Annotated in this window: 15 protein-coding genes; 6 read left to right on the top strand and 9 right to left on the bottom strand. The window is 65.7% G+C overall.

Going from position 1 to position 17,439, the window contains the following annotated elements; genetic code table 11:
* Positions 1 to 7: 7 nt before the first annotated feature.
* Complete coding sequence (locus tag P9228_RS00575) at positions 8 to 1,033, bottom strand: NAD(P)H-dependent glycerol-3-phosphate dehydrogenase (protein ID WP_278051712.1); 1,026 nt, start codon at positions 1,031 to 1,033, stop codon at positions 8 to 10.
* Complete coding sequence (gene tsaD / locus P9228_RS00570) at positions 1,030 to 2,115, bottom strand: tRNA (adenosine(37)-N6)-threonylcarbamoyltransferase complex transferase subunit TsaD (RefSeq protein ID WP_278052866.1); 1,086 nt, start codon at positions 2,113 to 2,115, stop codon at positions 1,030 to 1,032. The genes P9228_RS00575 and tsaD overlap by 4 nt, the downstream gene beginning before the upstream one ends.
* A 229-nt stretch (positions 2,116 to 2,344) precedes the next feature.
* Here tsaD and hemC point away from each other — a divergent pair, with 229 nt between their 5' ends.
* From hemC to P9228_RS00540, 6 genes are all read left to right on the top strand, one after another.
* Positions 2,345 to 3,271, top strand: a complete 927-nt coding sequence (gene hemC / locus P9228_RS00565) for a hydroxymethylbilane synthase (RefSeq protein ID WP_127216349.1) — start codon at positions 2,345 to 2,347, stop codon at positions 3,269 to 3,271.
* Between the two features lies 1 nt (position 3,272).
* Positions 3,273 to 3,986, top strand: a complete 714-nt coding sequence (locus P9228_RS00560) for a uroporphyrinogen-III synthase (RefSeq protein ID WP_127241131.1) — start codon at positions 3,273 to 3,275, stop codon at positions 3,984 to 3,986.
* Between the two features lie 105 nt (positions 3,987 to 4,091).
* On the top strand, positions 4,092 to 5,564 hold the full coding sequence (locus P9228_RS00555) for a mitofilin family membrane protein (protein WP_278051708.1): 1,473 nt from the start codon (positions 4,092 to 4,094) through the stop codon (positions 5,562 to 5,564).
* Positions 5,565 to 5,574: 10 nt separating this feature from the next.
* Complete coding sequence (locus P9228_RS00550; RefSeq protein ID WP_278051706.1) at positions 5,575 to 7,146, top strand: heme biosynthesis protein HemY; 1,572 nt, start codon at positions 5,575 to 5,577, stop codon at positions 7,144 to 7,146.
* Between the two features lie 32 nt (positions 7,147 to 7,178).
* Complete coding sequence (locus P9228_RS00545; RefSeq protein WP_278051704.1) at positions 7,179 to 7,658, top strand: TerB family tellurite resistance protein; 480 nt, start codon at positions 7,179 to 7,181, stop codon at positions 7,656 to 7,658.
* Between the two features lie 18 nt (positions 7,659 to 7,676).
* Positions 7,677 to 8,393, top strand: coding sequence for a glutamine amidotransferase (locus P9228_RS00540; protein WP_095826259.1), 717 nt, complete (start codon positions 7,677 to 7,679; stop codon positions 8,391 to 8,393).
* A 70-nt stretch (positions 8,394 to 8,463) separates the two neighbouring features.
* Here P9228_RS00540 and P9228_RS00535 read toward each other — a convergent pair whose 3' ends face one another.
* The 7 genes from P9228_RS00535 to P9228_RS00505 all read right to left on the bottom strand — a co-directional run bounded on the left by P9228_RS00535 (position 8,464) and on the right by P9228_RS00505 (position 17,295).
* Positions 8,464 to 9,702: an MFS transporter gene (locus P9228_RS00535; RefSeq protein ID WP_278051703.1), complete on the bottom strand. Its 1,239-nt coding sequence runs from the start codon at positions 9,700 to 9,702 to the stop codon at positions 8,464 to 8,466.
* A gap of 157 nt (positions 9,703 to 9,859) precedes the next feature.
* On the bottom strand, positions 9,860 to 10,960 hold the full coding sequence (locus tag P9228_RS00530; protein WP_278051702.1) for a pyridoxal phosphate-dependent aminotransferase: 1,101 nt from the start codon (positions 10,958 to 10,960) through the stop codon (positions 9,860 to 9,862).
* Between the two features lie 109 nt (positions 10,961 to 11,069).
* Positions 11,070 to 11,534, bottom strand: a complete 465-nt coding sequence (locus P9228_RS00525; RefSeq protein WP_066998275.1) for a MucR family transcriptional regulator — start codon at positions 11,532 to 11,534, stop codon at positions 11,070 to 11,072.
* A gap of 190 nt (positions 11,535 to 11,724) precedes the next feature.
* Complete coding sequence (locus P9228_RS00520) at positions 11,725 to 12,429, bottom strand: ROK family protein (protein WP_278051701.1); 705 nt, start codon at positions 12,427 to 12,429, stop codon at positions 11,725 to 11,727.
* Between the two features lie 16 nt (positions 12,430 to 12,445).
* Positions 12,446 to 13,822 carry a glucose-6-phosphate dehydrogenase gene (gene zwf, locus P9228_RS00515; RefSeq protein WP_278051700.1) on the bottom strand — a complete coding sequence of 459 codons (1,377 nt, stop codon included), beginning with the start codon at positions 13,820 to 13,822 and terminating at the stop codon, positions 12,446 to 12,448.
* A 16-nt stretch (positions 13,823 to 13,838) separates the two neighbouring features.
* Positions 13,839 to 14,846, bottom strand: coding sequence for a phosphogluconate dehydrogenase (NAD(+)-dependent, decarboxylating) (gene gnd / locus P9228_RS00510; RefSeq protein ID WP_095779804.1), 1,008 nt, complete (start codon positions 14,844 to 14,846; stop codon positions 13,839 to 13,841).
* Positions 14,847 to 14,877: 31 nt separating this feature from the next.
* Positions 14,878 to 17,295 (bottom strand): glucan 1,4-alpha-glucosidase, encoded by a 2,418-nt coding sequence (locus tag P9228_RS00505; protein WP_278051699.1) that lies wholly within the window; start codon positions 17,293 to 17,295, stop codon positions 14,878 to 14,880.
* Positions 17,296 to 17,439 lie beyond the last annotated feature (144 nt).

Raw genomic sequence — 17,439 nt, 5'->3', positions numbered from 1 at the left:
CGAGGCTTCAAATGTCGGTTTCGGTCTTGAGCGGCCGCGTCATCAGCGCCGTCACAGCCTGGCCGATGGTCACCTTGCCATCGAGAATGGCGGCGACCGCGGCAATGATCGGCGCCTCGATGCCGCGCTCGGCGGCTATGCGGGCGGCAATGGCGGCCGTCGGCACACCCTCGGCGAGCGGCAGGCCGGTGAGCTCCTTGCCTTGGCCGAGCGCCAGGCCGTAGGCGAAGTTGCGCGACTGCGCCGAGGAACAGGTGAGCAGCAGGTCGCCGAGGCCGGAGAGTCCCATCAGCGTTTCCGGCCTGGCACCGAAGGCGGCGCCGATGCGGCGCAGCTCGACGAAGCCGCGCGTCACCATGGCGGCCTGGGCGCTGGCGCCAAGCCCGGCGCCCGTTACCGCGCCGGCGGCGATGGCAAAGACGTTCTTCAGCGCGCCGCCGATCTCGACGCCGATGAGATCGTCGCTGGAATAGCAGCGCAGGTTCTCGGCCGAGAAGCGGGCGGCGAGATCGGCCGCCAGTTCTCCGTCGCGGCCGGCCACCACCACGGCCGTCGGCAGGCCGCGCGCGACATCGCTGGCGAAGCTCGGGCCGGAAAGTGCCGCGACCGGGTTGTCGGGCAGGTTTTTCTCGACGATCGAGGACAGCAGCGCGCCGGTATCGCGCTCGATCCCCTTGGCGCAGAGGACGAGCGGCACGCCGGATGGCACATGGCCGGCGGCGACGGTTAGCACCGCGCGCAGCGATTGCGCGGGCGTTACCGCCAGCACGCAATTCGCACCGTCGAGCGCAGCAGCGATATCGCTGGTGGCGACGATGCCGGGCTCGATCGCGATGCCGGGCAGATAGTGCGGGTTTTCGCCACGGTCGATCGCGGCGACGGTGTCGGGATCGCGGGCATAGAGGCGGACAAAATGGCCGGCGCGCAGCATGGCGAGCGCCAGCGCCGTGCCCCAGGCGCCGCCGCCAAGCACCGCTACGCGCCAGCCGCTGGGCGCCTTGGCCTGTGCGCCGTTCGTGACCGCGTCAGTCATGCCTTTGCCCCGCGACGGCCCGAGCCGACCAAGGGAGCGGAAACACTGTCCAGCGGCCAGCGCGAGCGCGGCACGAAGTCGGCGGCGCTCGCGTCGACCATCCCGGCGCGCAGCCGCTCGATGCCCGCCCAGGCGATCATCGCGGCATTGTCGGTGCAAAGCTTTTGCGGCGGCGCGACGAATGCGAAGCCGGCCTTGGAACAGCGCGCCTCCAACGTCGCCTTGATCGCGCGGTTGGCGGCGACGCCGCCGGCGACGACCAGCGCCGGCTTTGCCGTGTCGGGAAATTCCTTGCGGAAACGGGCGAGCGCCCGCGCGACACGGTCGCCCAGCGCATCGGCCACCGCAGCCTGGAAGGAGGCGCAGATGTCGGCGACGTCCTGGTCGCTGAGCGGCGCGATTGCCGTTGCCGCCTGGCGCACAGCCGTCTTCAGGCCGGAGAAGGAGAAATCCGGCTGCGCCGAGCCTTTCATCGGACGCGGGAAGGCAAAGCGGCTCGCATCGCCGCCGGCCGCGGCCTTTTCGACATTCGGCCCGCCCGGATAGGGGAGGCCAAGCATCTTGGCCGTCTTGTCGAAGGCTTCGCCCAGCGCATCGTCGATGGTCGTTGCCCAGCGCTGGTAGTCGCCGACGCCGCGTACAGCGACGATCTGGGTGTGGCCGCCGGAGACCAGCAAGAGCAGATAGGGAAAGTCGAGCCCCTCGGTCAGCCGGGCAGTCAGCGCGTGACCTTCGAGGTGGTTGATGGCGATCAGCGGCTTGTTCGCGGCGGCGGCGATCGCCTTGGCGGTCATCAGACCAACGATCAGCCCGCCGACCAGCCCCGGCCCGGCAGTCGCGGCGACGGCGTCGACCTCATCGAGCGATACGGCCGAATCGGTCAGCGCTGCCTCGACGATCCCATCCAGCGCCTCGACATGGGCGCGCGCGGCAATCTCGGGCACGACGCCGCCGAAGGCGGCATGCTCCTCGATCTGGCTCAAGACGACATTGGAGAGGATTTCGGGCGCGGAGTCGCCGTCCAGCGCCACCACGCTGGCGGCCGTCTCATCGCAGCTTGTCTCAATGCCCAGAACGCGGATCAATTCGTCGCTGTCCTCGAAGATTGTGTCTCCGACCTTTCCTATATAGGAGGTCTGTCGATAGTCAGGTGGTGCCGGCCTGCGAATGGCGGTTTTCTGCGCTTCCGGCGCTCACGTACCCAAAAGTACGCTCCGCTCCGGTTCTCGAAATCCGCCATTTTCGGCTCGGCCTGACCTGAATCTCGGCAGACCTCGGAATCGCCTCGGGGGTTATCACGGACCGCGCGCCATGCAAACAACCTTGAAAATCGGAACACGCGGCAGCCCGCTGGCGCTCGCCCAGGCGCATGAAACGCGGGCGCGGCTCATGCAGGCGCATGGCCTGCCCGAGCAGGCCTTCGAAATTGTGCCGATCTCGACCAGCGGCGACCGCATTCAGGACCGGCCGTTGTCGGAAGCGGGCGGCAAAGGCCTGTTCACCAAGGAGATCGAGGAAGCGCTGCTCGATCGCCGCATCGATATCGCCGTGCATTCCTCGAAGGACATGCCGACGGTGCTGCCCAACGGGCTGGAGCTTTCCGTCTTCCTGCCGCGCGAGGACGCGCGCGACGCCTTCATCGGCAAGACCGCGAAGCGGATCGCCGATCTGCCGCATGGCGCCACGATCGGCTCGTCGTCGCTCCGGCGCCAGGCGCTGCTCCGCAGGATGCGGCCGGACCTCAATGTGGTGATGTTCCGCGGCAATGTGCAGACCAGACTGCGCAAGCTGGATGAGGGCGTGGCCGAAGGCACCATCCTCGCCTATGCCGGGCTGAAGCGGCTCGGGCTCGAGAGCGTGATCACCGATCTGATGCCGCTGGATGTCTTTCCGCCGGCGCCGGGGCAGGGGGCGATCGGCATCGAAAGCCGCATCGGCGACGGCGTGGTCGAAAATATGCTGGCGGCTATTCACGACATGCCGACCGGCCAGGCGCTGGCCTGTGAGCGCGCCTTTCTTGCTGCGCTCGACGGCTCCTGCCGCACGCCGATCGCCGGCCATGCGACCGTCTCGGACGAAAACCTGTCTTTCGCCGGGCTGATCATCTCGCCCGACGGCACCGAGTCGCATGAGGTCAGATTGAACGGCCCGGCCCGGGACGCGGCGAATATCGGCGCGGAAGCCGCGCGGGCCGTTCGCGCCAAGGCCGGCGCAAAATTCTTCGACGGCTGGGCCTGACATGGTCCGCGTCCTGGTGACGAGGCCGGAACCGGGCGCCTCCCGCACGGCCCGGCGGCTTCAGGCCCAGGGGTTCCAGCCCGTCCTGCTGCCACTGACGGAAACAGTGGCGTTGCCGGTCGAGGCAAGCGTCTTGCCCGCTGCTGCCGCGGTTGCCGTCACCAGCGCCAATGCGGTGCGCTATGCGCCCAAGGAACTGGTCGCCGCGCTTGCCGCCCTGCCTTGCCATGCGGTCGGGACAAGGACGGCGGAAGCCTGCCGTGCGGCTGGATTTACGTCCGTCTTTGAAGGCCCAGGTGATGCCGAAGCACTGGCCGGCCAGATAACCGCCGAACTTACGGGCAAGGAGATGGTTTATCTTTGTGGCCGGGTGCGCTTTCCGGTGTTCGAAGAACGGCTGGCGGCAGCCCGGGTGCGTGTCCGGCCTGTCGAGACCTACGACACCATCGAATTCGATTATGGCGACGATGCCGTCGTTGCCCGATTGTCGGGCACGCCGGTCGAGGCAGTGCTGCTCTATTCGGCCAAGGCGGCACCCGTGATGATTGGCCTGGCCATGCGCCCAGCACTGCGGCATCTCTTTGAACGGGCGGAGTTTTTGGCCCTGTCCGTAAGAATCGCCAAAGAATTGGACGGGGTTGGCGGGCAAAAGGTTCGCATTGCCTCTAAATCCGACGAGGACGCGCTGTTCCAGCTTTTGTCGCTACCGAGCTGAGCCGCGTCATCACACCGCCCCTTTTCACCGCTTGGTGATGTGGTAGAGCATCCTTGAGCTCTAGACCCTTCGAACCATCCTCAAGCCAATTTGCGGAGCCCAAGCATGGTCAAGACGCCTAAGGTGCGACATTCGAAGAGCCGCCGCGAGCCGGTGACCATCGAACTCGAACCCGGCGCCGTCTCGCGAATCAGCGACGAGGATGCCGCCAATACCGATACCAACACGGAACGAACCGACGAGGCGAAGGCAGAGGAAGGGGCTGCTGCTTCGCAGCCGGAAGCTCCCGAAGAGCCGATCCATGCCGAACAGGCCGACATCGAGCCGTGGGAACACACCGACGCGGCGCGGGGCGGAGCTGACCAGGCTGGAACCAACAAGGATGGGGCGCAAGCCTCCTATCCGGGCACGGATGAGGCTCCGAAGAGCGAACCAAAAAGCTTCGGCTACAGTTTCGAGGATGCGTCGGCAGCCAAGACCAGTTCTGCCGCCTCGGCGTCGAAGCCGAGCGAAACCCGAAGCGACGATCGCGACTTCCCGGCCGCCAGGCGCTCAGGCGTCAACATGATTGCTGCCGGCGTGATCGGCGGCGTTGTCGCGCTTGCCGGCGCCGGTCTTCTGCAAGCGGTAGGGCTGCTCGGTTCTCCGACTTCGGTCGGCGGGCCCTCGCTCGACGGCGTCACCGGCGAGATCGCTTCGCTGAGAAGCCAAATCGCGGCACTTAAGGAGGCGGCCGATACCGGCGCTTCGGCCAAGGTCGACGGCCTGTCCTCGGCGCTCGACCAGGTGAAGTCGGACGTCGCGGCGCTGAAATCCTCGCCCGGCCAGGGCGACGACGGCGCCGCGCTCAAGGCGCTCACCGACAAGGTCGGCCAGGTCGAGACGTCGGTCGCCGACCTGCAGAAGGCCGGAAATGCTGCACCGGTCGATGTCGCCCCGCTCAACGAGAAGCTCGCCGGGCTCGACGCGCTTGTGAAATCGGCGGGCGACGCGGCGAAGGCGGCGGACAGCCGGATCGCGGCGCTGGAACAGTCGGTGCAGCAGCTCTCCGGCAAGGTCGAGGCGCAGGCCTCGCAGCCGAAGATCGCGTTGGCGATTGCCGCTTCGGCGCTGAAGGCGGCGCTCGATCGCGGTGCGCCGTTCGCGACCGAGCTCGACACGTTCGCCGCCATTGCACCTGACTCGCCGGAGCTTGGCGTTCTGCGCGGCTATGCGGAAAAAGGCGTGCCCACGCGAGCCACCATCGCTTCCGAGGCCGAAGCCGCCGCCAACGCCATGATCGAAGCGGCAACGCCGGTCGACCAGAATGCCGGCTTCTTCCAAAGCCTGGTGTCGAGCGCGAAATCGCTGGTGCAGGTGCGGCCGGTCGGCGCCGTCGAAGGCAAGGGCGTGCCGGAAACGGTCGCGCGCATTGAAGTGGCAGTCAACCAGGGCGACTATGCCAAGGCGCTCGCCGAATACGATACCCTGCCCGATGCGTCGAAGGCGGCCGGCGCCGACTTCGCCAGCAAACTGAAGGCGCGGCTCGAAGTCGAAAAGCAGATCGAAGCGCTGATTGCCGGCGCCACCAAGGCATGAGGACCGTCAGATGATCCGCATCCTCGCCTTCCTCGCCGTCGTGTTCGCGCTGGGGCTCGGCTTTGCCTGGCTGGCCGACCGTCCGGGCGAGATGATCATCACCTTCAACGGTTACCAGTACCAGGTCACGCTGATGGTGGCGGCGGTGGCGATCGTCGCCGTGGTCGCAGCGGTGATGATCGTCTGGTGGCTGATCAAGTCGCTGTGGAACAGCCCCTATGCGATCTCGCGCTATTTCCGGGTGCGCCGCCGCGATCGCGGCTACCAGGCGCTGTCGACGGGGATGATCGCAGCCGGCGCCGGCGACGGCGCGCTGGCGCGCAAGAAGACCAAGGAGGCGGCCAAGTTGATCAGTTCCGACCAGGAGCCGCTGATCAACCTGCTCGATGCGCAGGCCTCGCTGCTCGAAGGCGACCATGACGGCGCGCGGGAAAAGTTCGAGCGCATGCTCGATGATCCGGAGATGCGACTGCTCGGCCTGCGCGGGCTCTATCTCGAAGCTGAGCGACTGGGCGACCGCAACGCCGCGCGCCACTATGCCGGTCGTGCCGCAGCTGTGGCACCGCAGCTTGCCTGGGCGGCGGAATCGACGCTTGAAGAGCTGACCGAGCGCGGCGACTGGGACGGCGCGTTGAAGCTGGTCGAGGCGCAGAAATCGACAAGGCAAATCGAACGCGATGCCGCCAACCGCCGCCGCGCCGTGCTGCTCACTGCCAAGGCGCAGGCGCTGGTCGACAGCGATCCGAACGCTGCCCGGACCGCGGCGCTCGAAGCCAACAAGCTGGCGCCCGATTTCGCGCCGGCCGCGGTGATCGCGGCCAACCTGCTGATTAAGCACAACGATGTGCGCAAGGGTTCCAAGATCCTGGAGACCGCTTGGCGGGCCGAACCGCATCCGGACATTGCCGAGCTCTACATCCATGCGAGGCCGGGCGATGCCGTGCTCGATCGCCTCAACCGGGCGAAAAAGCTGCAGGAATTGAAGAAGAACCATGCCGAATCGTCGATGGCGGTGGCGCGCGCCGCGCTCGACGCGCAGGATTTCGCCACCGCCAGGCGCGAGGCGGAATCCGCCATCCGCATTGATCGCCGCGAAGGCGCCTATCTGTTGCTGGCCGACATCGAGGAGGCCGAAAGCGGCGACCAGGGCAAGGTGCGGCAGCTGCTGTCCAAGGCTGTGCGCGCGCCGCGCGATCCGGCCTGGGTGGCGGACGGTGTCGTCTCGGAGCGCTGGGCGCCGGTATCGCCGATCACCGGCAAGCTCGACGCGTTCACTTGGCGCGCGCCGATGGAGCGGCTCGGGCAACTAATCGACAGCGAGGTTGAGGAGGAAATTCCCGCGATCGCTGCATCGGCGCCCGCTTTGCCGGCTGACGAGAGAGCGATCGACCTTGAGCCCGATAGTTCGGCCGAGAAGGCGGCCGCCGAGGCGCCGAACGGCATCGAGAGGGAAACCGCGGTCGCCGCCGCCGATGACACGGTGGTCGAGCAGGCGCCGGAGTTGCCGCGCTTGCCGGATGATCCCGGCGTGACGCCGGAAGACGAGGCGGAAAAATCGCCGCGCCGGTTTCGTTTGTTTTGAGGCTCGGCTTGGCGGACAGGGAAAAAGCATCGATGTTCGAACGCGTATTGTCCTTCCTGAGGGATTTGCCTGTTGCGGGCGCGAGCAAGCCAAGCGCGGACGATCCGCGCGTCGCGGCCTCGGCGCTGCTCTATCACGTGATGAACGCCGACGGCGTGCGCCAGGATATCGAGTGGGAGCGCTTCAAGGAGATCCTGGCCGAGACCTATTCGATCAGCGGCGACGAGCTCGACGCGCTGGCCGCCGCCGGCGAGCGTGCCGATAACGAGGCGATCGACCTCTATGCCTTCACCAGCGTGCTCAAGCGCCATCTGGATGCCGAGGCGCGCAAGGCCTTCATCGGCCTGATGTGGGAGATCGTCTACGCCGACGGCGAGCTGCACGAGCTCGAGGACAACACCGTCTGGCGCGTCGCCGAACTGATCGGTGTCGAGCGCCACGACCGCATCGAGGCGCGCCGCAAGGCGGCGGCCGAAGCGCCGGGCGCGCGGGGCACATCGAGCGACGAATAGCTGGACCTTTCTTCTTCCATGCCACCCAGACCCAGGCCGAGACCAAAAATCCTGATCGTGCTGCATCAGGAGACTTCGAGCCCCGGCCGCGTCGGCCATATGCTTCTGGAAGAAGGTTTCGATCTCGACATTCGCCGGCCGCCGCTTGGCGAAGAGCTTCCCTGCACTTTGGACGGCCACGCCGGGGCGGTGATCTTCGGCGGGCCGATGAGCGCCAACGACCAGGACGAGTTCGTCCGGCGTGAGACCGAGTGGCTCGAAATCCCGCTCAAGGAAAACCGGCCTTTTCTTGGGATCTGCCTCGGCGCGCAAATGCTCGCCAGGTATCTTGGCGGCAGGGTCGAGGGTCATGGCGAAGGACTGGTCGAGATCGGCTGGTATCCGCTGAAGGCGACCGACGCCGGCAAGAAACTGCTGCACTGGCCGGAGATGGTCTACCAATTCCACCGCGAGGGCTTTTCCCTGCCGAAGGACGCGACGCTGCTCGCCACGGCCGAAACCTATCCCAACCAGGCTTTTCGTTATGGCGAGAATGCCTGGGGCATTCAGTTTCATGGCGAGCTGACCAGGGTGATGATGCAGCGCTGGGTGGTGCGAGGCGCGCATCGCTTCGAGCTGCCCGGCGCGCAGCCCGGCCGCGATCATCTCGGCGGCCGGCTGATCTGGGACATGCACCTCAAGCGCTGGCTCGGCGAATTTTTGAGCCTGATCTTCGGCAAGCCGGCCGTCGGATAGATTTTGCCGCAATTGCAGAGGGAAGCCGCTGCACTCTTCTAGTCCGGCCGTCAAGTTGCTGCGCCGGCAATTAGTTCCTGCTATTCAAATGCCGCACCTGCCGCAGCGCAGGGAACAACCAAGCCCAGATCCCGGCGACCGCGACGGCGCCGATGCCACCGATCACCACCGCCGGCACGGTGCCGATCAGCGCCGCCATGGTGCCGGCGCGGAACTCGCCAACCTCGTTGGAAGCGCCGACGAAGACCTGGTTGACGGCGTTGACGCGGCCGCGCACCTCGTCGGGCGTCCAGAGCTGGATCAGCGTCTCGCGGATATAGACGCTGAACATGTCGGTGGCTCCGAGCATGGCGAGCGCCACGATCGACAGCCAGGTGATGGTCGAGACGCCGAACACGACGGTGAAGGCGCCGAACAAGGCGACGAAACCGAGCATGATCTTGCCGGCATGGTCGCGGATCGGATGGCCGGCGAGCCAGACCGCCACGGCGATGGCGCCGATCCCAGGCGCCGAGCGCAGCAGGCCGAGGCCCCAGGGCCCAAGCTCCAGAATGTCGCGGGCATAGACCGGCAGCAGCGCCGAGGCGCCGGAGAGCAGCACCGCGAACAGGTCGAGCGAGATCGCGCCGAGCACGATCTTCTCGCCCCAGATGTAACGAAAGCCGGCAAACAGGGTCTGCATCGTCGGCTTGTCGGTAGCCGTCTGCTGCGCGGGCTTGGGGATGGTGAAGACGAGCAGCGCGGCGACAAGCATCAGGATCGCCGCAGTAGCGTAGGCGATCTCCGCCGAAAGGCCGTAGAGCAGGCCGCCGGCGACCGGGCCGACGATGGTTGCCGTCTGCCAGGCGGACGAATTCCAGGCAATGGCGTTGGCGAAATCCTGTGGCGGCACCAGATTGGCGACCAGCGAGGACGAGGCCGGCCCGTAGAAGGCGCGGGCGATGCCGAACATGGCGAGCACGACGAAGATCGGCAGCGGGCCGCCAAGGCCGCGCAGCGTCAGCAACAACAGAGTGAGCGCACAGCCGGCCTCGACGAACGACGCCAATGTCATGATCAGGCGGCGGCCGAAGCGGTCGGCGACGACGCCGGTGACAAGCACCAGGAGCAGCGACGGCAGGAACTGGACGATGCCGACGATGCCGAGGTCGAAGGGATTGCGCGTCAGGTCGTAGATCTGCCAGCCGACGGCGACGGAGACGATCTGGGTGGCGAAAGTGGTGAGGAAGCGCGCCGTCCAGTAGCTGAGATACGGCCGGTGCCGGAAGGCGGCGTAGCGCTGTTCAGGTGAAGTTGCTTCGGCGGTCATGATTCGAGGGCCCCGTTGTGACATCGGCCGGCGGGGCACTTCCACGGTGGGCGCTGGTCCGGTCGGAGACCCTTAGCCCAGTTCGCCTCGTTGCGCGCGCAAAAAATCGGCGCGGCATGAAGGATCTTCGGGATTGTCGTTCGCGGTGGAAAGAGGCTCAGTCTCCCAGCGCGGCGGAAATCGCTTGCAACCCGCCGCGCAATTCCGCCTCTTTCGGCCAGCCGAAGCCGACGCGGAAGAAGCGCTTCGGCATCTCGAACCAGTGGCCGGGGCCGACATAAGTGCCGTGTTCTTCCAGGAGCCGCAAGTAGAACCGGTCGAGGTCGAAATCCGCATCGACATTCAGCCGCGGGAAGCCGACCACACCGCCTTGCGGACGCACCCAGTCGACCAGCGGCTCGCCGTCGATCCAAGCCTGGACGATATCGCGGCGCTTAGCCATCTCCGGCAACAACGATGCAAGGAAGGCATCGCGCCGCTCGAGCATGAAGCGTGCGATCGCCTCGTCGATGACACTGCCGCAGATGCCGATCTGCTCCTTGGCGGCGAGGAAAGTCTCTTGCAGAGCGTGGTCCTTGCTGACCAGCCAGCCGATGCGGATGCCCGGAATGCCGAATGCTTTCGAAAGGGAACAGACGCTGATCGCGCTTGGACTGAGCGATGCCGCGGAGGGCAGGCGCTCGCCATAGGACAGATCGCGATAGGTTTCGTCGACCAGCAGCCGGCAGCGGCGGGTTTCGGCAAGCGCGACCAGCGCGTCGAGATCGGCGCCGGTCATCATCGTGCCGGTCGGGTTGTGCGGGCAGGTGACGCTGATCAGCCTGGTGTTCGGCCGCACCGCCGCCGCGACGCGCGCGGCATCGACGGCGAAGCCCTCGTCGAAGTCGAGATCGACATAGGTGATGGCGCAGCCGATCGCCTTGGGCGTCTCGATATTGGTGGCATAGTTCGGCCGCACGACGACGAGATGGTCATCGGCCGAAAGCAGCGAGGTAGCAATGATGAACAGCGCGCCGGCAGCGCCGGCTGTAACCAGCACGTCGTCCGGGGAGAGCTCTTTGTCCTGCCCGGCGATCAGCGCGCGCAATTTCTTGTCGCCGCGATGCTCGCCGTAGAACAAGGTGAGGTCGGGCAGCGAGAGGCCGATATCGGCAAGCTTCTGGTCGGCGATCGAGCTTTCGGAGAGATTGAAGCGGATCCGGTCGTAGCCGTATTCCTCCGGCGCTTCCTTCTCGATCACCATCCTCGCATAGTTCATGGCCACCCGAACAGCATTCGCTTGTCTTATCCAAGCCAAAAGCAGGAAGCCTGCCAAGGCGGATTCCTTGGCAGACTTCTTCAAACCGTTGGCACAGGGCCAAGATCGTTCAGGCGGGGGCCTTTACCTTCCTGGCCTTTGCCGGCTTCTCCGGCTCGGCTTCGGCCTTGCGGCCGAGGCCGATCGACTTGGCGAGCTCGGAGCGCGATGCCGCGTAGTTAGGCGCGACCATCGGGTAGTCTGCCGGCAGGCCCCATTTGGTCCGGTAGGCTTCCGGGCTCAGCCCGAAATGCACGCCGATATGACGCTTCAGCGATTTGAACTTCTTGCCGTCCTCGAGGCAGATGATGTAATCCGGCGTCACCGAGCGCCGGGGATTGACGGCAGGAACGGGCGGCGGTGCCGGCGGAGTCGGCGGCTGGTTCAGGGCGCCGATCGAGGAGGCGACACTGGCGATGAGCTCGCCCAGGCCCGAAGCAGGCAGCCGGTTCTTGGCGACATAGGCCGACACGATGTGGGCGGTGAGCTCGAGCAGGTCGACATCTTCCTTGGCTGTATTGGTTTCCTCGTCCACGTCAGTCCTCCTCTATGCCGCACGGCCGCAAATCGGGATGAAAAATCAGCGCGCTGCCGCGCTCTTGGCGCGCCGAGGCGGGCGCATGTGCGGCAGGCCGGCGGATTCCTAGTCGGCAAATCTGCGCGGCGCAACGACAGGTCGTGCGACTACACGTTATTTTGAACGACTATACTGAAAAGTAAAAATATCAGACGATCAGCGCCTTATCGCGCCACAGTCGAAACCCGCCTTCGAAGGCACGTGTGTTGTCGCCGCGCCTGGATTTTGCAGGCAATTCATCGAGCTTGTCGACATTGCCGCCGCCTATGACCACATAGTCCGGCTGCAAGGCGGCGCGAAGCCTGTTTACGACATCGAAAACGTATCTGCGCCATTTTTTCTTGCCGTGCTTTTCCAGGCCGCGCTCGCCGACATAGTCCTCGAAGCTGCCGCCCTTCTTGTAAGGAAGATGAGCAAGCTCCATCGGCTGCCCGACATTGTCGAGGATCATGGCGGCGCCCAGGCCGGTGCCGAGGCCGAGGAACAGCATACGGCCGCCGTCATAGCTGCCGATCGCCTGCAGGAGCGCGTCGTTGACGACTTTGACCGGCTTGCCGAAGGCGGCGGCGAAATCATAGCCGTTCCAGCCCTTGCCGAGATTGAAGGGATCGAGCGACGGCTTGTTGTCCCTGACCGGACCGGGATAGCCCATCGAAATGACGTCGTAATCCAGGCCCTCGGCCAGCTTCTTCACCGAAGCCACCATCTGCTCAGGTGTCAGGCCCGGCCCGGACTCGGTGCGGCGCATCTCGCCGCCCGCGCTGGTGAGAATTTTCACACGCGATCCGCCGACGTCGATGGTGAGGACGACTTGCCCGTCCTTCGTCGAAGCCCGTTTTGCTGCTTTCGCCATCCGGTCCCCTGAGAAGCTATTTCGTCGGATTGATCCAGCCGTTGGGCGGGCCGAAGCCGTTCATGGCGTCGGCCGGCCCCCAGGTCTTCGGCGCGTAAATCGGAGGCGGCGTGGTGTCGCCAAGCACCGGTCCGACGATCCGCCATGCAAGCTCGGCCGCGTCCTGGCGCGTGAAGAGCTGGCCGTTGCCGTTCATCGCGTCGCCGATCAGCCGCTCATAGGGCGGCATGTCGCCCTTGGTGTCGTCGAGCGCGGTCAGTTCCACCTGCTCGCCGATCATGTCGTCGCCGGCTACCTTGCGCTGGGCGCCGATCGAGATCGCCACCTGCGGATCGATACGGAAACGGACATAGTTGGCGTCGCCCGGCTTGATCGGATCGAACACGTCGAGCGGCGGACGCTTCAGCCGCACGATCACTTCTGTCGCATGCACCGGCATGTTCTTGCCGGCGCGGATGAAGAAGGGCACGTCCTGCCAGCGCCAGGTGTCGACGAAGAAGCGTACGGCGGCGAAGGTCTCGACCGGCGAGTTCGGCCGCACGCCCGGTTCGGCCAGATAGCCGTCGAACTGGCCGCGCACGACATCGTCCTTGGTAAGCGTTCGGATGGCGCGCAGCACCTGAACCTTCTCGTCGATCAAATCGTCGGCAGAGCGGCCGACCGGCGGCTCCATGGCGAGCAACAGCAGGATGTTGAGCAGATGGTTCTCGATGACGTCGCGGATGCAGCCGACGTCGTCATAGAATTTGCCGCGGCCTTCGATGCCAAAATCCTCGGCCATGGTTATCTGCACGCTCTCGACGAAGTTGCGGTTCCAGATCGGCTCGAGGAAAGCGTTGGCGAAACGGAAATAGAGCAGGTTCTGGATCGCTTCCTTGCCGAGATAGTGGTCGATGCGGAAGATGGACTGTTCGTCGAACACCAGGTGCAACACGCGGTTCAGCCAGCGGGCCGACTGCAAATCGTGGCCGAAAGGCTTTTCGACCATCAATCTGGCGCCCCGCGCGGTGCCGGATTGTTCGAGCCCCTGGACGACGGTTTCGAACATGGTGGGCGGCACTGCCATGTAATGCAGCGGCCGCTGCGCCGAGCCGAGCGCCGTCTTCAATCTCTCGAATGTCACCGGGTCGCGATAGTCGCCGCTGACATAGCGCAGCAGCGAGGCGAGCTTGGCGAACACCGTGTCGTCGACGGCGCCCAGCGCATTGACGATGCCGTCGCGGGCACGGTCCACCAGCTTGCCAAGATCCCAAGGATCGAAAGCGACGCCGATCACCGGCTCGCTCAGCGTTCCCTTGGCGACCATGTGATAGAGCGCCGGAAATATCTTCTTGTGCGCAAGATCGCCGGTTGCCCCGAAAAGCACCAGCGTGTCGGACCTCTCCTGGCTCATCCCGTCACTCCCGCTCTCACGCCTTCGGCTTTTCGACATGGCCGCCGAAAGCGTAGCGCATGGCGGACAAGAGCTTGTCGGCGAAGGCGGATTCGCCTTGCGAGGAGAAGCGGTCGAACAGCGCCGAGGAGAGCACCGGCGCCGGAACGCCGGTGTCGATCGCGGCCTTCAAGGTCCAGCGGCCTTCGCCGGAATCGGAGACGCGGCCGCCGAACTGGGCGAGCGACGGATCGTTCTTCAGCGCGCCGGCGGTGAGATCGAGCAGCCAGGAGCCGATGACGCTGCCGTGGCGCCAGACTTCGGCCACGGCGGGCAGGTCGATGTCGAACTGATAGTATTGCGGGCTTTCGAGCGGGCTGGTTTCGGCGTCCGCCGTGCGGGCGCGCTTGCCGGCATTGGCCGATTTCAGGATGTTGATGCCCTCGGCGTAAGCGGCCATGACGCCGTATTCGATGCCGTTATGAACCATCTTGACGAAATGGCCGGCGCCGCTCGGCCCGCAATGCAGATAGCCGTAAGGCGCGGTTCCTGCGTCCTTCGGCGGATTGGAGCCCGGGTCGGCGCCCGGCGCCAGCGTGGCGAAGACCGAATCCAGGTGCTTCACGGCGTCGTCGGGGCCGCCGATCATCAGGCAGTAGCCGCGCTCCAGCCCCCAGACGCCGCCGCTGGTGCCGACATCGACGAAATTGATGCCCTTGGTCGCCAGCTTCGCGGCCTGGTCGACGGCGTCGTGATAATAGGAATTGCCGCCGTCGATGATGATATCGCCCGGCTCCATCAGCGCCGCAACCTGGTCGACGATCCTGCCGGTGATCGCCGCCGGCAGCATCAGCCAGGCGCAGCGCGGCTTGGCGAGCTTGGCGACGAACTCCTCCAGCGAGGCGGCGCCGATGGCGCCGTCCTTGACCATGCCGGCGACACTTGCCGAATTGATGTCGTAGACGACGCATTCGTGGCCGTCGCGCATCAGGCGGCGCACCATGTTGGCGCCCATCCTGCCCAGTCCCATCATTCCGATCTGCATGGTGTTATCCTAATAGCTTGAGGAAAGAACCTTACTGGCTATCCGAAGGATCGATGCCGACGGTGAAGTCGACATTCTCCCAACGGCTCGCTTCGGGCCAGAAAAATGTGAAGACGACCGTCGATCCCGGCTGCAGGCCGGCGACATCCAGGTCAACCAGGTGGACGCCGAAGGCGTTCTCCACCGTGTTGTCGTCGCGCACCGTCAGCCATTTGTCGCTACTCCAGTGAACCACGCCGCGCGTCGCAAGTTCCACGCGCAGGAGCTTGCCGGCGGGAAGCGAGCGGATCTTGTTGTTGAAGCGCCATGTCCTGAACGGCGACACGGTCTTGCGCTTGATGTAGCGCTCGACGCCCTGCGGCGGCATGTCGAAGACCTTGCCGTCGCGCAGCGAGCGCAGCAGCTTGATGTGCTCGGCATGCGCCCAGACCAGCGGCATGGCGCTGCCCGATGGCGCGCCGAGCCGCAATTCGCGCTCCGGCAGGTCGGGTCTGTCCCACACCTGCTCCGGCAGCAGGCCGCCTGCACCGGCAGAGCGCTCGAAGGTCTCGAGCAGCTCGGCCGCTTTGCCGGGTCGCCCCGCGGCCAACTCGTGATGCGCGCGCTCGCCGGCGAGCAGCGGCCAGGGCCGGCCCCGGCCGATGCCATCGAAGGGCGAGCCATCCTCATGCTCGCCATAGCCGTCGCCGGTATAGCGGTACCAGAGCGGGCCCTGCGGCAACTCGCAGCGCAGAAGCGCGTCGATGGCTTTGACCGTGTTCACGATGCGCGCATCGTCGGCGGCTCTCAGTCCGAAGCGGACCAGCGCCAGCGCGTCGGGACTTATGATGGCCTCGGCCGGCCGATGGCTATCGCCGGGCGGGCGGTTCTTGATCGGCACGAAACCGTCCTTCGGCGAAGCGGCGCCAGCACGGTCGGGCGGTGCGATGCGGACATAGTAGCCGTCGACGCCCTCCCTGGCGCAGAGTTCGGTGCCGGTGACATAGGTCCAGCGCTCGATCTGGTCGTTCCAGCAATCGGCCGTCTCGCGCAGATAGTTTGCCGGCTCTTTTTTGTCGCAAGCATCCAGCATGTCAGCCGCCGCAAGCAGCGCCGCGATCTCGACGGCGAGCGTGAACGGGCTGTAGCCGGCGTCCTCTTCCCAGCGGTCCTCGCCGGTGACCGGGCCGTTGCGCACCACATAGGAAGCCGCGCTTTCGATCATGGCTAGGAAGTCGTCGAGCTTCGCGCGCGGCAGATGACCCGCGCGGCGGAGCGCGTCGGCAAGCAGCAGCGGAAAGGCGCATTCGTCCATCTGAATGCCAGGCCAGTAGGGCGTGCCGCTCGCCCAGCAGTTCTGCGGCCAATGACCGTCCGGCTGTTGGATCGAGCGGAGATAGGTGAGAATATCGAGCGCCTGCCAGGCGTCGCCGGCTGCAAGGAAGCCCCCCGCCGTTTCGACCAGGTCGCGCGGCCAGACCAGATGGTAGCCGCCGAGATCGTCGTCGCCCTTGTTGAAGCCCCAGGGGATCGAAAGACTGGCGACTGCGGCTCCAGGCCTGGCGATCGACAGATGCGAGGCAAGCACCGCGGTACTGACGCGGTAGGTATTCAGGCCGGAGGCGGCTTGCCTGTCGAGCGTCTCCAGGCCGGACTGAAATTTCCGCCAGCTGGCGGCATAGGTTTCGGCGGCCGCATCGAAACCGTCCTTCAGGCTGGCCAGCGCGGCTTCAGCCGCCTCTTCCGGCGAGGCGCCGAAGCCGAGCGCCAGCAATGCGGTGCCCTTGCCTGTCGAGAAGCCGATCTCGCCGGTCAGCGCCACATTGCCATCCTCCGCGCGCTCAGCGGCAGGATCGAGCGCGCCGCTATTTCGCAGCTGCTGCCAGCCGTCGGAGAAACCGACATAGCCGGCCGAGCAGGCGCCACAGGGCAGCGAGGCGGCAAGCGCGAGCGAGACGCCGCGGCCTGACGCAAAGAGGATACGCTGCCCCTTGTGCTCGCCGAGCCAGGCGGTGTTGCCCATGCCGCGATTGACGAGATGCGGCGCGAGCAGCGCGTAGACCTGGTAGTCCGAGGCTGAGCCTTTGAGCGCCGCGAATGTAATTTCCTGCAGCAGAACGGGCCGTTTCGAATCCGTAACAATGCGCTTTTCAATCCGATAGGAGCCATTGACCGCCGTGTTGACCAGGCGATAGCCGGGGACGCCGGCTTCGAATGGCTCGACAAGATGGGCGGCATCGCGTTTCTCTTCCGAGAAATAGCCATCGGGACCGGTAATGATCAGCCCCAGGTCGCGCGTGCAGGCGCTGTCGAGGCGGGGATAATAGACCTCGTTCAATATGCCGTGACTGATGGTGAACCAAAGCAGGCTGTTCGCTGAAAGCCCGGTGCCGACGCCGCTCTTGGCGCTTGACGTCCAGCGCGCGGGAATTCCCGGGGCGCCCTGAGCAACGGTCGGCGTCACTGCCATCAATTGGCCTCCTGCGGCCGTTCCTAGACCAGGAGCCGGCGGCTTTTCAATCGCCGCACCCGAAGTTGATCGGGCTCGGGTCGCTTGACCCATCGTTGACAGCGGCGCCGTCAAGCGCTCACTATTTCTCGGGCAGGGAGGAAC

Origin of the sequence: Mesorhizobium sp. WSM4898, assembly GCF_029625845.1 — a bacterium.
Lineage (GTDB): Bacteria > Pseudomonadota > Alphaproteobacteria > Rhizobiales > Rhizobiaceae > Mesorhizobium.
This window is presented reverse-complemented; position numbering and strand designations above follow the sequence as displayed.

Excerpts from the sequence above, each read along its gene's own strand:
- P9228_RS00575 (WP_278051712.1), bottom strand. The coding sequence starts at position 1,033 with ATGACTGACGCGGTCACGAACGGCGCACAGGCCAAGGCGCCCAGCGGC.
- P9228_RS00560 (WP_127241131.1), top strand. The coding sequence starts at position 3,273 with ATGGTCCGCGTCCTGGTGACGAGGCCGGAACCGGGCGCCTCCCGCACG.
- P9228_RS00505 (WP_278051699.1), bottom strand. The coding sequence starts at position 17,295 with ATGGCAGTGACGCCGACCGTTGCTCAGGGCGCCCCGGGAATTCCCGCG.
- hemC (WP_127216349.1), top strand. The coding sequence starts at position 2,345 with ATGCAAACAACCTTGAAAATCGGAACACGCGGCAGCCCGCTGGCGCTC.
- P9228_RS00520 (WP_278051701.1), bottom strand. The coding sequence starts at position 12,429 with ATGGCGAAAGCAGCAAAACGGGCTTCGACGAAGGACGGGCAAGTCGTC.
- P9228_RS00550 (WP_278051706.1), top strand. The coding sequence starts at position 5,575 with ATGATCCGCATCCTCGCCTTCCTCGCCGTCGTGTTCGCGCTGGGGCTC.
- P9228_RS00555 (WP_278051708.1), top strand. The coding sequence starts at position 4,092 with ATGGTCAAGACGCCTAAGGTGCGACATTCGAAGAGCCGCCGCGAGCCG.
- P9228_RS00535 (WP_278051703.1), bottom strand. The coding sequence starts at position 9,702 with ATGACCGCCGAAGCAACTTCACCTGAACAGCGCTACGCCGCCTTCCGG.
- gnd (WP_095779804.1), bottom strand. The coding sequence starts at position 14,846 with ATGCAGATCGGAATGATGGGACTGGGCAGGATGGGCGCCAACATGGTG.
- P9228_RS00545 (WP_278051704.1), top strand. The coding sequence starts at position 7,179 with ATGTTCGAACGCGTATTGTCCTTCCTGAGGGATTTGCCTGTTGCGGGC.
- P9228_RS00540 (WP_095826259.1), top strand. The coding sequence starts at position 7,677 with ATGCCACCCAGACCCAGGCCGAGACCAAAAATCCTGATCGTGCTGCAT.
- zwf (WP_278051700.1), bottom strand. The coding sequence starts at position 13,822 with ATGAGCCAGGAGAGGTCCGACACGCTGGTGCTTTTCGGGGCAACCGGC.
- P9228_RS00530 (WP_278051702.1), bottom strand. The coding sequence starts at position 10,960 with ATGAACTATGCGAGGATGGTGATCGAGAAGGAAGCGCCGGAGGAATAC.